The organism is Bradyrhizobium sp. 26S5 (assembly GCF_036923295.1).
Classification (GTDB): domain Bacteria; phylum Pseudomonadota; class Alphaproteobacteria; order Rhizobiales; family Xanthobacteraceae; genus Bradyrhizobium; species Bradyrhizobium septentrionale.
Genome location: NZ_CP145948.1, coordinates 4,064,764 through 4,079,656 on the forward strand (window position 1 = coordinate 4,064,764; position 14,893 = coordinate 4,079,656).

14 protein-coding genes are annotated in these 14,893 nt (G+C 66.0%); 11 read left to right on the forward strand and 3 right to left on the reverse strand.

From position 1 onward, the window contains the following. The first annotated feature begins 70 nt into the window (after positions 1 to 70). Positions 71 to 310 (forward strand): DUF1127 domain-containing protein, encoded by a 240-nt coding sequence (locus V5279_RS18610; RefSeq protein ID WP_166296581.1) that lies wholly within the window; start codon positions 71 to 73, stop codon positions 308 to 310. A 113-nt stretch (positions 311 to 423) separates the two neighbouring features. On the opposite strand, the gene V5279_RS18615 is transcribed toward V5279_RS18610, so the two are convergent. Next, a complete protein-coding gene (locus V5279_RS18615) occupies positions 424 to 1,329 on the reverse strand; it encodes a LysR substrate-binding domain-containing protein (RefSeq protein WP_338699757.1) in 906 nt (301 codons plus the stop codon). 103 nt (positions 1,330 to 1,432) lie between these two features. Here V5279_RS18615 and V5279_RS18620 point away from each other — a divergent pair, with 103 nt between their 5' ends. Then, positions 1,433 to 2,590, forward strand: a complete 1,158-nt coding sequence (locus tag V5279_RS18620; protein WP_338701279.1) for an acyl-CoA dehydrogenase family protein — start codon at positions 1,433 to 1,435, stop codon at positions 2,588 to 2,590. A gap of 3 nt (positions 2,591 to 2,593) precedes the next feature. On the opposite strand, the gene V5279_RS18625 is transcribed toward V5279_RS18620, so the two are convergent. Further along, a complete protein-coding gene (locus V5279_RS18625; protein WP_338699759.1) occupies positions 2,594 to 3,526 on the reverse strand; it encodes a LysR family transcriptional regulator in 933 nt (310 codons plus the stop codon). A 120-nt stretch (positions 3,527 to 3,646) separates the two neighbouring features. On the opposite strand from V5279_RS18625, the gene V5279_RS18630 reads away from it, so the two are divergent. The 9 genes from V5279_RS18630 (at position 3,647) to V5279_RS18670 (ending at position 13,524) form a co-directional block, all read left to right on the forward strand. Continuing rightward, positions 3,647 to 5,143 carry a CoA-acylating methylmalonate-semialdehyde dehydrogenase gene (locus tag V5279_RS18630; protein ID WP_338699761.1) on the forward strand — a complete coding sequence of 499 codons (1,497 nt, stop codon included), beginning with the start codon at positions 3,647 to 3,649 and terminating at the stop codon, positions 5,141 to 5,143. Positions 5,144 to 5,327: 184 nt separating this feature from the next. Then, the gene (locus V5279_RS18635; protein ID WP_338699763.1) at positions 5,328 to 6,473 is read left to right on the forward strand and encodes an isobutyryl-CoA dehydrogenase; all 1,146 of its coding nucleotides are present in this window, start codon (positions 5,328 to 5,330) and stop codon (positions 6,471 to 6,473) included. Then, on the forward strand, positions 6,470 to 7,552 hold the full coding sequence (locus V5279_RS18640; RefSeq protein WP_338699765.1) for an enoyl-CoA hydratase/isomerase family protein: 1,083 nt from the start codon (positions 6,470 to 6,472) through the stop codon (positions 7,550 to 7,552). Before V5279_RS18635 ends, V5279_RS18640 begins: the two co-directional genes overlap by 4 nt. Before the next feature lie 25 nt (positions 7,553 to 7,577). Next, positions 7,578 to 8,465: a 3-hydroxyisobutyrate dehydrogenase gene (gene mmsB, locus V5279_RS18645; RefSeq protein WP_338699767.1), complete on the forward strand. Its 888-nt coding sequence runs from the start codon at positions 7,578 to 7,580 to the stop codon at positions 8,463 to 8,465. 99 nt (positions 8,466 to 8,564) lie between these two features. Next, positions 8,565 to 10,289: an AMP-binding protein gene (locus V5279_RS18650; RefSeq protein ID WP_338699769.1), complete on the forward strand. Its 1,725-nt coding sequence runs from the start codon at positions 8,565 to 8,567 to the stop codon at positions 10,287 to 10,289. Positions 10,290 to 10,302: 13 nt separating this feature from the next. Continuing rightward, positions 10,303 to 10,782, forward strand: coding sequence for a MaoC family dehydratase (locus V5279_RS18655; RefSeq protein WP_106323062.1), 480 nt, complete (start codon positions 10,303 to 10,305; stop codon positions 10,780 to 10,782). A 211-nt stretch (positions 10,783 to 10,993) separates the two neighbouring features. Next, the gene (locus tag V5279_RS18660; protein WP_165123242.1) at positions 10,994 to 11,140 is read left to right on the forward strand and encodes a hypothetical protein; all 147 of its coding nucleotides are present in this window, start codon (positions 10,994 to 10,996) and stop codon (positions 11,138 to 11,140) included. A 243-nt stretch (positions 11,141 to 11,383) separates the two neighbouring features. Then, positions 11,384 to 12,301 (forward strand): SDR family NAD(P)-dependent oxidoreductase, encoded by a 918-nt coding sequence (locus V5279_RS18665; RefSeq protein WP_338699776.1) that lies wholly within the window; start codon positions 11,384 to 11,386, stop codon positions 12,299 to 12,301. A gap of 2 nt (positions 12,302 to 12,303) precedes the next feature. Continuing rightward, positions 12,304 to 13,524: a TIGR03862 family flavoprotein gene (locus V5279_RS18670; RefSeq protein ID WP_338699778.1), complete on the forward strand. Its 1,221-nt coding sequence runs from the start codon at positions 12,304 to 12,306 to the stop codon at positions 13,522 to 13,524. A gap of 91 nt (positions 13,525 to 13,615) precedes the next feature. Here the strand turns inward: V5279_RS18670 and V5279_RS18675 are convergent, their stop codons facing one another. Then, positions 13,616 to 14,833 carry an MFS transporter gene (locus V5279_RS18675; protein ID WP_338699780.1) on the reverse strand — a complete coding sequence of 406 codons (1,218 nt, stop codon included), beginning with the start codon at positions 14,831 to 14,833 and terminating at the stop codon, positions 13,616 to 13,618. Positions 14,834 to 14,893: the final 60 nt, after the last annotated feature.

Genomic DNA, 14,893 nt, shown 5'->3' on the forward strand with positions numbered 1-14,893 from the left:
CGGTGAAGCGCGCGCGCTCATGCCGCGGCACCTTGTGCGGGTGAAGAGAACGTATCCCGGAGGTGCTGCAATGAGCACGACCTACAGTCCAACGCGTTCAGCCCGGACCACCGCATCGACGCCGCGCGGCCCCGGCGCCTTCAGGGGTTTTTGGGATGCAATCCAGGAATGGCGCAAATGGGAGCGGCTGCGCGCCGATCTCGCCAGTTTGAGCGATCGGGAGCTCATCGATATCGGGATTTCCCGTGGCGAGATCGACCACGTCGCCGGGAACCGGGACACCGACCCGCGGGGCATCCGATCCGCCTGACGATGTCGATATCCGGCGGCGGTCGGAATTGGACACAACCATGCGTCTCCTGGCGCAGATGCCCGCCCTGAACGGTCGGTTACGCTTCCCGCCTATGCTCTGCCGCAGGCGGGCTATCCGGCGGCCTGTGCCCAGTTGATGAACGCCGTGATCAAGTCCGTCTTCGGGTGTCCTGCGCGGTGCACGATGTAGAATCCGTAACCCGGCAGCTTGATCCGGGAGACCGGCACCAGCGTGCCGTTTGCGAGTTCGGGACCAATCAGGACGGTGCTGCAGATCGCCACGCCCTGGCCGGCGATCGTGGCCTCGATCGCATGCAGTTCCTCGCGAAAGCTCAGACTTGGCAGCGCCGCGAAATCGGGCGCGGAGCGATGGCGTCGGCTGGCGACGCGTTGCCAGTGCTGCCAGCGCGGCGCATCAAGATCGGCCGGTGGCCATTCGGCTTCGATCAGGGGAAATCGCGCCAGTTCGGCTGGGCTCAACGGTCGCTTGAGGTTGCCGACCAGCCGGGGACTGGCGACGACATAGAATTCGTCGCGAAGCAGCTCGACGGAGGGGCCGCCCGGCGGCGCCTTGCGGGCGTAGCGAACGGCAATGTCGGCCTCTCCGCTATCGAGATCGAGCACCGTGTCAGTGCCGATGATGTCGAGCTTCAGGCGTGGATAGGCGTCCCGCCAGTCGGGCAATCGCGGCACTAGCCACCGTGCGGTGAATGCGTTGGTCGCGGTCAGGCGGAGTCGTCCGCTTGTGCCGCCGCTTCGTATCCCGCTCAGCGCCTCGGCGAAGGTTTCGAAGCCGTCGCGAACTACGGGGAACAGCTGTTGTCCGGCGCGCGTGAGCGCCAGCGGCCGCGGCCGGCGGCGGAACAGCGACTGGCCGCAGTGACGCTCCAGCAATTTCAGCTGGTGGCTGATTGCGGTTGGCGTGACGCCCAACTCGGCCGCAGCCAGCTTGAAACTGAGGTGGCGGGCGGCGGCCTCGAACGCGCGCAGTTCGGTCAGCGGCGGCAATTTGCGCATGCGGCATTGTAGATGAATTCAGTTCACCTGCACCTGAATTCTTCGGATTTGCCGTGGCAGTTCCTGCTTTCTAGACTGCCTGTCGCGCGTGATGGAGGTGTCCATGCTGATGACGGCTCACACCGGTGTGTCGGATTATCTGGCCGCCGTGCAACGGCTCGTGCCTCTCATCGACGAGCATCGAGGAAGCTTCGATACGGAGCGCAGGATCCCCGATGCAGTGTTCATCGCGCTGGCCGAGGCCGGACTATTCCGCCTCTATCTGCCGAAAATACTGGGCGGTCCCGAACTGTCACCGTTCGATTTCATGAACGTCGTCGAAGCCGCTTGCGCGCTTGACGGTTCGGTCGGCTGGTTAGTTGGCAACGGCGCTGGAATGAGCCGGACCGGTGGCTATCTGCCGGAAGCGGTGGTTCGCGACTGGTTCGCCGACCCTCACACGTTCATTGCCAGCGCGACCGGAGCCGTCGGCGTGGCGGAACGCGTGGCCGGAGGCTATCGCGTCAGCGGGCGGTGGCCGTTTGGCAGCGGCGCCCATCACGCCACCAGGTTCATGGGACTGGCCAGCGTCAAGTCCGCCGACGGTGAGAGCGAGCCGCCATTGTGCTGCTATTTCGCGAAGTGCGATGTCACCGTTCACGACAACTGGTTCGTTTCCGGTCTGCGCGCCACCGGCAGCTGCGATTTTGAAGTCCGCGACGTCTTTGTCTCCGCCGACCACTCGCATCCGTTGGTCGACTTCAAGCCGACGCAACCGGGATTGATCTACCGCTTGCCCGGCCTGTCGGCCTTTGCATCGACCATCTCGGCCGTTCCACTCGGGATCGCGCGGGGGGCGATCGACGCATTTATTGCGCTTGCCGGCCGCAAGACGCGCTTGGGCAGCACCATGTTGCTGCGCGAGAGCGAGCTCGTTCAGGCGATGGTGGGGCGCGCGGAAACGGCGCTGCACGCCGCGCGTGCCTTGCTGGTCGATGCCATGGCGGAGCTCATGACGGCGACCGATATCGGCGGGGATCGTCTCTTGCAGGCGCGCGCCGCGTTTCGAGCGGCCTGCAGCAATGCAACCGAATGCGCGCTGCAGATTGTCGATAGCATCGCGGCCAACGCCGGCACCGCGGCCATCTTCGAGTCCGGAAAGCTGGAGCGTGCGGTTCGCGACGCCCAGGCGGCGGCCAAGCATGTGGCGGTCAGTCCAAACAACTACACCATCGTCGGGCGGCTTGCGCTGGGGCTCGAACCCGGCACCACGCGCGTCTGACCATCAGGCGTCAGCGCGTCGGGAAGGCCCGCTGAACAGCGCGCGCTCGGTTTCCACCGTCTCGTAGATGTAATCCGCCACCGCGCGGATGCGGGCGAGGTCCTTGCTGTCGGCGTGCATCAACAGCCAGAAGGTGCGGGAGATCCGCACCTCGTCCGGCAGCACCGGCGCCAACTCGGGGTGGGCGGTCGCCATGAAGTGCGGCAGCACGGCGATGCCGAAGCCGGCGATGGTGGCATTGAGCTGCGCGATCAGATTGGCGCTGCGGAATTTTGCCGAGATTTTCGGCGAGACCTGCGGCAGATAGTCCAGCTCCGGCGTGAACAACAGCTCCTCAATGTAGCCGACGAAGCGGTGCTGCGGCAGGTCGGCGCGCACGGCGATCCTTGGCGCCTGCGCGAGATAGCCGGGTGCGGCATAAAGCCCGAGCGTGTAGTCCAAGAGCTTGCGGCCGACGATGCGGCCTTCCTTCGGCATGGTCAGGCTGATCGCGATGTCGGCCTCGCGCTTGGAGAGCGAGAACAGCCGCGCGGTGGCGACGAGCTGCAGATCGAGATCGGGATACCGCTCGGTGAACTTGACCAGCCGCGAGGCCAGGAAGTGGCTGCCGAACCCGTCCGGCGCGCCGATCCGCACCGTGCCGGTGAGGTGCGCGCGCGAGCCGCCGACCGCCTCCTGGTTGGCGACGATGGTGGATTCCATCGCCTCGGCGCTGTCGGCGACGCGCTGGCCGGCCTCGGTCAGCAGGTAGCCGGTCTTGCGGCGATCAAACAGTTTTGCGGAGAGGTGGCGCTCCAGCCGGTCGACACGGCGGATCACTGTGGCATGATCGACGCCGAGCTGCTTGGCGGCAGCCGAAACCGACCCGCCGCGCACGATCGCCAGCACGAAACGGAAGTCGTCCCAGTCGATCGCGTCGCCGCCTTGATCCTGCATTTCCGCACATCTATGGTGCAATTTATCGGACTTGAATCCTATAAAATGCAGGGTCATTAGGGTTTGTAAAGCGATCCCGCCGCCGGCAGCGGCGATTCAGGTCTCCAAGGGAGGATATTCATGCGCTCGATCGGACATTTCATCGGTGGCAAGGAGGTCAAGGGCACATCGGGCCGCACGGCCGACGTCTTCGAGCCGATGACCGGCGAGGTCCAGGCCAAGGTGGCGCTGGCCTCCAAGGCCGAAGTCCGCGCCGCGGTCGAGAACGCCCGCGCCGCCCAGCCGGAATGGGCCGCCACCAATCCGCAGCGCCGCGCCCGCGTCATGATGAAATTCGTCGAACTGGTGCAGCGCGACTACGACAAGCTCGCCGAGCTATTGGCGCGTGAGCACGGCAAGACCGTTCCCGATGCCAAGGGTGACATCCAGCGCGGCCTCGAAGTCGCCGAGTTCGCCTGCGGCATTCCGCATCTGATGAAGGGCGAGTACACCGAAGGCGCCGGCCCCGGCATCGACATCTATTCGATGCGGCAGCCGCTCGGCGTCGTCGCAGGCATCACGCCGTTCAATTTCCCGGCGATGATCCCGATGTGGAAGTTCGCGCCGGCGATCGCCTGCGGCAATGCCTTCATCCTGAAGCCGTCGGAGCGCGATCCGGGCGTGCCGATGAAGCTTGCCGAGCTGATGATGGAAGCGGGCCTGCCGGCCGGCATCCTCAACGTCGTCAACGGCGACAAGGAAGCGGTCGACGGCATCCTCGACGATCCCGATATCAAGGCGGTCGGCTTCGTCGGCTCGACCCCGATCGCGCAATACATCTACGAGCGCGCAGCGCAGACCGGCAAGCGTTGCCAGTGCTTCGGTGGCGCCAAGAACCACGCCATCATCATGCCTGACGCCGACATGGACCAGACCGTCGACGCGCTGATCGGCGCCGGCTACGGCTCGGCCGGCGAGCGCTGCATGGCGGTGTCGGTTGCCGTCCCGGTCGGCAAGACCACCGCCGACCGGCTGATGGAAAAGCTGATCCCGCGCGTCGAGTCGCTCAAGATCGGCACCTCGGTCGACCCGTCGGCCGATTACGGCCCGCTGGTGACTCGCGAGGCGGTCGAGAAGGTCAAGAACTACATCGACATCGGCATCAAGGAAGGCGCGACGCTTGCGGTCGACGGCCGCGGCTTCAAGATGCAGGGCTACGAGAAGGGCTTCTATCTCGGCGGTTCGCTGTTCGACAACGTCACCAAGGACATGCGGATCTACAAGGAAGAGATTTTTGGGCCGGTGCTCTCGGTGGTGCGTGCACACGACTACCAGGAGGCGCTGGCGCTGCCGTCCGAGCATGACTACGGCAACGGCGTTGCGATCTTCACCCGCGACGGCGACACCGCGCGCGACTTCGCCGCCAAGGTCAATGTCGGCATGGTCGGCGTCAACGTGCCGATCCCGGTGCCGATCGCCTACTACACCTTCGGCGGCTGGAAGAAGTCGGGCTTCGGCGATCTCAACCAGCACGGTCCGGATTCGGTGCGCTTCTACACCAAGACCAAGACGGTGACCTCGCGTTGGCCGTCCGGCGTCAAGGACGGCGCGGAGTTCTCGATCCCGACGATGAAGTAACGCGAGACTGGAGTGAGCTTTAGCAGCATCGGGAAATCACCTCTCCCTTTGGGAGAGGTCGGCGCGAAGCGCCGGGTGAGGGGGCACGGTCTCTCGTTGGAGCGACACCCCCTCACCCGATTTGCTGCGCAAATCGACCTCTCCCCGGTGGGGAGAGGTGACCTCAGCCTGCGGGGGCATTGAGATGCAGTTCGCTCTCAACGAGGACCAGATCGCGGTTCGCGACATGGCGCGGGCGTTTGCGGCGGAGAAGATCGCGCCGCACGCGCTCGAATGGGACGAGAAGAAGCATTTTCCTGTCGACGTGATGCGCGAGGCCGCAGGCCTCGGCATCGGCGGCATCTATATCAAGGACGATGTCGGCGGCTCGGCGATGACGCGCTTCGACGCGGCGCTGATCTTCGAGGCGCTGGCGACGGGATGTCCGACCACGTCGGCCTTCATCTCGATCCACAACATGGCCTCCTGGATGATCGATGCCTATGGCAACGACACCCAGCGTCACACATGGCTGCCAAAACTCTGCACCATGGAGCTGATCGCGAGCTACTGCCTGACCGAGCCGGGCGCCGGCTCCGACGCCGCCGCCTTGCGCACCCGCGCGGTGCGCGACGGCGATCATTACGTGCTCAACGGCCAGAAGCAGTTCATCTCCGGCGCCGGCAGTACCGACCTGCTGGTGGCGATGGTACGGACCGGCGGCGATGGTCCCGGCGGCGTCTCGACTGTTGTCGTCGACGGCAAGACGCCGGGCGTGTCGTTCGGCGCCAACGAGCGCAAGATGGGCTGGAACGCGCAGCCGACCCGCGCCGTGATCTTCGAGAACGCGCGCGTGCCGGTCGCAAACCGGCTCGGCGAGGAGGGCATCGGCTTCAAGATCGCGATGGCCGGCCTCGACGGCGGCCGTCTCAACATCGCGGCGTGCTCGCTCGGCGGCGCGCAGTCAGCACTCGACAAGGCGCTGGCCTACATGAGGGACCGCAAGGCGTTCGGCAAACGCCTCGACGAATTCCAGGCGCTGCAATTTAAGATCGCCGACATGGCGACTGAGCTCGAGGCCGCACGCACCTTCCTGTGGCGCGCCGCGGCCGCGCTCGACCGCAAGGACCCGGATGCCTCCATGCTCTGTGCAATGGCAAAACGGTTCGGCACCGATGTCGGCTTCGAGGTCGCCAACCAGGCACTGCAGCTGCATGGCGGCTACGGCTATCTCAGCGAATACGGCGTCGAGAAGATCGTGCGCGATCTGCGCGTGCACCAGATCCTCGAAGGCACCAATGAAATTATGCGGCTGATCGTGTCGCGCAAACTGATCGAGGGCGCGCGATGAATGATGCGGCAGCTGCCGAGGGCGATCTGATCACGCGCAAGGAGGGATCGGCCGGCATCATCCGCCTCAACCGGCCGAGGGCGATCAATGCCGTGACGCTGGAGATGTTCCACGACATCGACAGGGCGCTCGACCTGTTTGAAGCCGATCCTGATGTCGCGGTCATCGTGCTGGAAGGCGCCGGCGAGCGCGGCCTGTGCGCCGGCGGCGATATCCGGGCGCTGTGGGAAAGCTCCAAGGTCAAGGGTGACCTCGGCAAGATCCTGTGGCGCGACGAGTACATCCTCAACGCGCGGATCAAGACATTCCCTAAGCCCTATGTCGCGTTCATGGACGGCATCGTGATGGGCGGCGGCGTCGGCCTGTCGGCGCACAGCCGCCACCGCGTGGTGACAGAGCGAACCAAGCTCGCGATGCCCGAAGTCGGGCTCGGCTTCTTCCCCGATGTCGGCGGCACCTATCTGCTGTCGCGCTCGCCGGGCGAGATCGGCACCTATTTTGGGCTCACCGGCACCACCATGAATGGTCCGGACGCGATCTACGCGAAGTTCGCCGACGCCGTGGTGCCGAGCGCCAAGCTCCCTGCGTTGCGCGAGGCGCTGACCAAAGTTGCGCCAGGCACCAGCTCGGTCGAGATCGATCGCCTGATCGCAGGCTTCGCCACCGGCGAGACATCCGGCCCTGTTGCCGCGATGCAGGCCAGGATCGACAGCTGGTTCGCGCGCGGACGGATGGAAGACATCATTGTCGCGCTGAAGGCTGATGGCTCCGACCTGGCGCAGGCCACGTTGAAGACGCTGGCTGAGAAGTCGCCGCGCGGCATGGTGGTGACGCTGAAGCTGCTACGATTGGCGCGCGCGACCGAGACGCTGGAAGAGTGCCTGGTGCGCGAATATCGTGCCGCGCTCGCGGTGTTCGCCAGCGACGATTTCCGCGAGGGCGTGCGCGCCGCCGTGATCGACAAGGACCGCAATCCGAAGTGGTCGCCGGCGAATATCGAGGACGTGACGCCGGAGATGGTTGCACCGTATTTCGCCGAGATCGGCGCCGACGAATTGAAATTTCCTGACAGCAAATAGAAACGTCGCAAGCGGAGGACTTCCCATGGCAAACGTCGCATTCATCGGGCTCGGCAATATGGGCGGGCCGATGGCGGCCAATCTGGTCAAGGCCGGCCACAAGGTGACCGCGTTCGATCTGGTCGCAGCATCGCGCGATCAGGCGAGGCACGACGGTGCCGCGATCGCCGAGAGCGGCGTCGGTGCGGTGAAAGGGGCCGATGTCGTCATCACCATGCTGCCGGCCGGCAAGCATGTGCTCGGCGTCTGGAACGAGGTGCTTCCGGCGATGGCCAAGGGCGCGCTGATTATCGACTGCTCGACCATCGACGTCGAAAGCGCCAAGCAGGCGCATGCGCTGGCCGCCAAGCACGGCATGGCCTCGGTCGACGCGCCGGTCTCCGGCGGCACCGGCGGCGCCAAGGGCGCGACGCTGACCTTCATGTGCGGCGGTGAGGCGAAGGCGTTTGCGGCGGCCCAGCCGATGCTGGCCAACATGGGCAAGAAGATCGTGCATTGCGGCGCCGGCGGCGCCGGGCAGGCGGCCAAGATCTGCAACAACATGATCCTCGGCATTTCCATGATCGCGGTCGGCGAGGCCTTCGTGCTGGCCGAAAAGCTCGGCCTGTCGCACCAGGCGCTGTTCGACGTCGCCTCGACCTCGTCGGGGCAGTGCTGGTCGCTCACGACCTATTGCCCGGTTCCCGGCCCGGTGCCGACCTCGCCGGCCAACAACGACTACAAGCCGGGTTTCGCCTCCAACCTGATGGTCAAGGACCTGACGCTGGCCCAGGACGCCGCCAATGCCGCCGGCGCGGTGACGCCGCTCGGCAAGCATGCGCAGGAGCTCTACAAGACCTTCGACGCCTCGGGCCATGGCGGGGTCGACTTTTCCGGAATTATCCAGCACGTTCGCAGCCTCGCTGGGAAATAGTATTGGTTCCGTCATCCTTCGAGACGCCGCTTCGCGGCTCCTCCAGCGACAACGCGAAGCGTTGCGCGGGGATGACGCAAGAAAACGTGGTGAAGCCGGATGACCACATTTCAGGACGCACGCGCCTTTCTGCTCAAGCACCGCACCGACTACGACACGGCGGTGAGGGATTTTCGCTGGCCCGATCCGGTGCCGTTCAACTGGGCGCTGGATTGGTTCGACGCCGAGCTGGCGCACAACGCCGACAGCCGCGATCGGCCGGCGCTGTGGATCGTCGATGCCGCCAGCGGCAACGAGACCAAGCTGTCGTTCGCTGAACTTTCACGCCGCTCGAACCAGGTGGCGAATTTCCTGCGCGCGCAGGGGCTGCAGCGCGGCGATCATCTGTTGCTGCTGCTCGGCAATGTCGTGCCGCTGTGGGAGACCATGCTGGCGGCGATGAAACTCGGCGTCGTCGTGATCCCGGCGACCACGCTGTTGACTGCGGATGAACTGCGCGACCGGCTGGATCGCGGCCGGGCCAAGGCGGTGGTCGCGACGCTGGATCAGGTGGCGAAGTTCGCCGGCCTCGGCACCGACCAACTCGTCCGCATCGTGGTCGGCGCGACGCAGGCGCAGGACGGCTGGCTGCCGTTCGAGGACGCCGCGAAGTCGCCCGAAGCCTTCACGCCCGATGGCCCGACCAAGGCCGACGACCCGATGCTGCTCTATTTCACCTCGGGCACCACGGCAAAGCCAAAGCTGGTGCGGCACAGCCAGCGCAGCTATCCGGTCGGCCATCTCTCGACCATGTACTGGATCGGCCTGCAGCCCGGCGACGTCCATCTCAACATCTCGTCGCCCGGCTGGGCCAAGCACGCCTGGAGCTGCTTCTTCGCGCCGTGGAACGCCGGCGCGACGATCTTCATCGCCAACCAGCCGCGCTTCGAGGCGAGAGGACTGCTCGCGACCATCGCCCGCTGTGGCGTCACGACGCTTTGCGCGCCGCCGACGGTGTGGCGGATGTTCATCCAGGAGCAACTCGCGGACTTCAAGGTGAGCCTGCGGGAAGTCTGCGGCGCCGGCGAGCCGCTCAATCCCGAGATCATCGACCAGGTCAAATCGGCTTGGGGGCTGACCATCCGCGACGGCTACGGCCAGACCGAGACCACCGCGCTTGCCGGCAATTCGCCGGGGCAGAAGGTCAAGGTCGGCTCGATGGGCCGGCCGCTGCCGGGCTATCGCGTGCAGGTCACCGACAATGACGGCCATGCGTCCAAGGAAGGCGAGGTGACGCTGTTGCTCGGCGCCGACAGGCCGGCGGGCCTGATGCAGGGCTATCAAGCCGACGACGGCAAGCTCGCCGGTGCCGATGGCGAGATCTATCGCAGCGGCGACGTCGTGTTCACCGATGACGAGGGCTATCTGACCTTCGTCGGCCGCACCGACGACGTGTTCAAATCCTCCGACTACCGGATCTCGCCGTTCGAGCTGGAAAGCGTGCTGTTGGAGCACGATGCGGTGGCGGAAGCTGCCGTGGTGCCGAGCCCGGACCCGATCCGGCTGGCGATCCCCAAGGCCTATGTGCTGCTGGTCTCGGGTGTCGAGCGCACGCCGGAGACCGCGCTGTCCATCTTCCAGCACCTGCATGCAAGGCTGGCGCCGTTCAAGCGCATCCGCAAGATCGAGCTGGTGACCGAGCTGCCGAAGACGATCTCCGGAAAAATCCGCCGGGTGCAGTTGCGCCGGCTCGAACATGACGATAATCGCAGCGATGCGTTGCGCGGAGTCGAGTTCCGCGAGGAAGAATTTCCGGAGCTGCAGAAGGTGCGGACCTCCGGTTAGCAGAGGTTAGCCAATGAACGAAGTCTGGAAGAAGCCGCCGGTGTCGCTGGAGACCTACCAGGGCATGGTCGGCAAGGAGATCGGCGTGTCCTCGTGGCACCTGCTCGATCAGGGCCGCATCGACACCTATGCCGACGTGATCGAGGATCACCAGTTCATCCATGTCGATCCCGAGCGCGCGAAGAAGGAGACCGCGTTCGGCACCACGATCGCGCATGGTTTCCTCACGATGTCGCTGATGTCGATCATGTCCTACGAGGTGATGCCGGTGCTCGAGGGCACCGCGATGGGCGTCAATTACGGTTTCGACAAGCTGCGCTTCATCTCGCCGGTGCGCTCGGGCAAGCGCGTCCGCGGCCGTTTCGTGCTGGCGGAAGCCACGCTGCGCAAGCCGAAGGAACTGCTGTCGCGCACCAACGTCACGGTCGAGATCGAGGGCGAGGACAAGCCCGCGCTGGTCGCCGACTGGCTCGGCCTGATCTATTTCAGCTGAGGGCGCCACGCCCGTCATGGCCGGGCTTGTCCCGGCCATCCACGTCTTTCTTGATGCCGAAACCAAAGACGTGGATGCCCGGGATAAACCCGGGCATGACGAGTTTCATAGGCGGTGAGTTGCTCGCCAAGTCCACTTGGCGCATTGACGGCGATGGTTCTTGGTGTCCATCATCCCACCCTTTAGGCGGTGCGGTCCCGGAGTGGCAGCCATGGTGCAGAACATCGTCGCCGGACTTGTCGTAGTCGCTTTGATTGTGATTGGGGCGATCAGCTACGCCCAGGAGCATCATGAGTGCTGGAGCGGGCACCTGCTCAAAAGCCTGAAGCCCTGCGGGTCGATGACGCCTTCCGTATAGCGCGCCCGGTGGCCGCCTTGGACGGTCCTGGCCGGGCTTGACCCGGCCATCCATCGCTGCTCAAAAGCTGCCGATATCTTGCTCGGTGTACCCTCTCCCCTTGTGGGAGAGGGTGGCTCGCGAAGCGAGCCGGGTGAGGGGTCTCTCTCCGCGAGCTCATCCGTGGAGAGAGACCCCTCATCCGGCGCTGCGCGCCACCTTCTCCCACAAGGGGAGAAGGAAGAAAGGATAGGAAGTACTTGCATGGCAATCAGGTTTGACGGACGCGTCGCTATCGTCACCGGCGCGGGCAATGGTCTCGGACGGGCGCATGCGCTGGGGCTCGCCAGCCGCGGCGCCAAGGTCGTGGTCAATGATTTCGGCGGCGCGCGCGACGGCACGGGCGGCTCGCTGTCGCCGGCCGAGACCGTGGTCGAGGAAATCCGCAAGGCGGGCGGCACCGCGATGGCCGACGGCGCCGACGTCTCGAATTTCGAGCAGGTCACCGCCATGGTCGAGCGCGCTACCAAGGAGTGGGGCAGCGTCGATCTGCTCTGCGCCAATGCCGGCATCCTGCGCGACAAATCGTTCGCCAAGATGGAAGTCGCCGACTGGGACAAGGTGCTCGGCGTGCATCTCACCGGCACCTTCTACTGCTGCAAGGCGGTGTGGGCCGGCATGCGCGAGCGCAACTACGGCCGCATCGTGCTGACGACCTCGTCGTCCGGCCTGTTCGGCAATTTCGGCCAGGCCAATTACGGCGCGGCGAAGGCCGGCATGGTCGGCCTGATGAACGTGCTCGCCGAGGAGGGCCGCAAGAACAACATCAAGGTCAACACCATCTCGCCGACGGCGGCGACCCGCATGACCGAGGAACTGCTGCCGCCGCAGGCGCTGCAGCTGATGCGGCCGGAAGCGATCACGCCGGCGGTCGAATTCCTGCTCTCGGAGGATGCGCCGACCCGCACCATCATGGGCGCCGGCGCCGGCTCGTTCGCGGTGATCCAGGTGCTGGAGACCGAAGGCGTCAACCTGCCGCAGTCCGAATGGACACCCGACGGCGTCGCCGCGCACTTCAAGGACATCGCTGACATGTCGACCGCGAAGGCGCTGCAGGGCGCCTTCGAGCAGACGCAGAAGTATGTCGCCCAGGCCGCCGCGCGGGCGGGGATCAAGCTCTGAGCATGGTCGTCGCCGTCATCGGAGCCGGACCTGCCGGCCTGATGGCGGCGGAGGCGCTCGCGCAAGGTGGCGCTGAAGTCGCCGTCTACGACGCGATGCCGTCGGCGGGGCGCAAGTTCCTGATGGCGGGCCGCGGCGGGCTCAATCTCACCCATTCCGAACCGCTGCCGGATTTCCTTGCGCGCTATCGCGAGGCGATGCCGCGCCTGAAGGCCGCGGTCGAGGCGTTTTCGCCCGACGCGTTGCGCGCCTGGAGTGAGGCGTTGGGGCAGCCGACCTTCGTCGGCACGAGCGGCCGTGTATTCCCCAAGGCGTTCAAGGCATCGCCATTGCTGCGCGCCTGGCTGCGGCGGCTCGACGTTGCGGGCGTGCAGTTAGCGTTTCGGCATCGCTGGACCGGATGGGACGCGCAGGGCGGACTGTTGTTTGAGACGCCGGACGGCCGGCGTGCGATCAACGCTGACGCAGCCGTCCTCGCGCTCGGCGGTGCGAGCTGGCCGCGGCTCGGCTCGGATGGCGCTTGGGCGGACATCCTCGCCGCGAAAGGCGTTGCCGTGGCGCCGATGAAATCAGCCAATTCCGGCTTCACGGTCGCGTGGTCCGGCATCTTCCGCGATCGGTTCGAGGGGCAGCCGCTCAAGGGCGTCGCGCTGACGATCGGTCCGCATACCGTGCGCGGCGAGGCCATTGTCACCCGCGCCGGGATCGAAGGCGGCGCCATCTACGCATTGTCGGCGGAGTTGCGCGAGGCCGTGCTCGCCAAGGGAACGGCGACGCTCAGCGTGGCGCTGCGGCCTGAGGCGGCGCGCGACGAGCTGATCGCGCGGCTGTCGGCGCCGAAGGGCAAGCAATCCTTCTCCAACTTCCTGCGCAAGGCCGCACAGCTCTCGCCGGTCGGCATCGGGCTGTTGCAGGAGGCGGCGGTCGCCTCCGGCCGGTCGCTGGCCGCGCTGTCGCCGGCCGAACTGGCCGGGCTGATCAACGCGGTGCCGATCAGGATCACCGGCGTGGCGCCGATCGCGCGCGCGATCTCGAGCGCCGGCGGGATCAGGTTCGACGAGCTCGACGAGCACTTTATGCTACGGCGCCTGCCCGGTGTTTTCGCCGCCGGCGAGATGCTCGACTGGGAAGCGCCGACTGGTGGTTATCTGCTGCAGGCATCGTTCGCGACGGGGGCCGCCGCCGGAAAAGGCGTGTTGGTGTGGCTCGCGCAGAAATCGTAGGATGGGTAGAGCGAAGCGAAACCCATCAACTTTCTTCCGCGCGGAGACATGATGGGTTTCGCTGCGCTCTACCAATCCTACGAGATCGTCGTCATTCCGAGCCGGTCTTCGTCGCGAGGTCGGTGATCAGGCCGAGCACACCGAACGCCGCAGCCACCGCGCAGACCATCGCCCAGCCGCCATAACTCCACGCCGCGGAGGCCGCTGCCGCGCCGATGGCGCCGCCGATGAAGAACAGCGCCACGAACAGGCCGTTGATCCGGCCGCGCGCCTCCGGCCGCAGCAGGTTGACGGCGCGGCGGCCGAGCGTCTGGTCGGTGGTGATGCCGAGATCGAGCAGGATGGTGCCAAGACTGAGCACGACAAGCGCTGCGATCCGGGATTCGAGCATGCCGGCCCAGGCGCACAGCACGAGCGAACCGATAATGAGAAGATGCGACACGATCAGCAACGGCCGCGCAAAACCCCTGTCGCCCCAGCGCCCGGCGATCGGGGTTGCCGCGGCCCCGGCGACGCTGATCAGCGCGAACAGCGCGATGCCCTTGGCATCAAGGTTGAACGGCGCGTCCGGCAGCCGCAGCGCAACGGCGGCCCAGAATGCGGTGAACGAGGCCATCACCAGCGCCGCGGTCCAGGCGCGGACGCGCAGCACCGGCTCCTCGCGCAGCAGTGTTGGGAAGGAAGCCAGCAGCGCGCCGTAACCGACCTTCGCCGCCGGCTGCAGCGTCGGCAGGAAGCGCGCCAGCGCACCGGCGAGCACGGTCATCAGGATGGCGGAGGTGACGTAGTAGCCGCGCCAGCTCCAGGCATCCGCGATCAGGCTCGCCATCGGCCGCGACAGCAGGATGCCGATCATCAGCCCGCTCATGACGTCGCCGATCGCCTGTCCCCGGCGCTCCGGCGGGACCATCGAGGCGACCAGCGGCACCACCATCTGGATCGCAGCGCAGGACGCGCCGAGGATGAAGGTGGCCACGAGCAGGATTAGCGGCGTCGGCGCCAGCGCAGTGCCGACAGCGGCGACGATGGCGCAGGCGAGCGTGCGCAGGATCAGCCGCTTGTTCTCGACGAGATCCACCAGCGGCACCAGCAGCAATAGCCCAAGCGCGTAGCCGAGTAGGGTCAGCGTGGAGATCAGGCCGGCCTGCAGCGCGGTCATGCCGAGCGAGCGGCCGATCAGACCGACCAGGATCTGCGGCGCAAACAGATTGGTGACGACGGTGCCGGTGGTGATGGCGCCGATCCAGATCAGGGGACGGACCGAGATCGGGCGTGCGGTCGAGAGCTTGGTGGCTTCGGAAATGGTCATGGGACCTCGCGATGGAGTGGCGAGGCCCCCTTTAGGGGATCGGGCTAATATGCTACAATT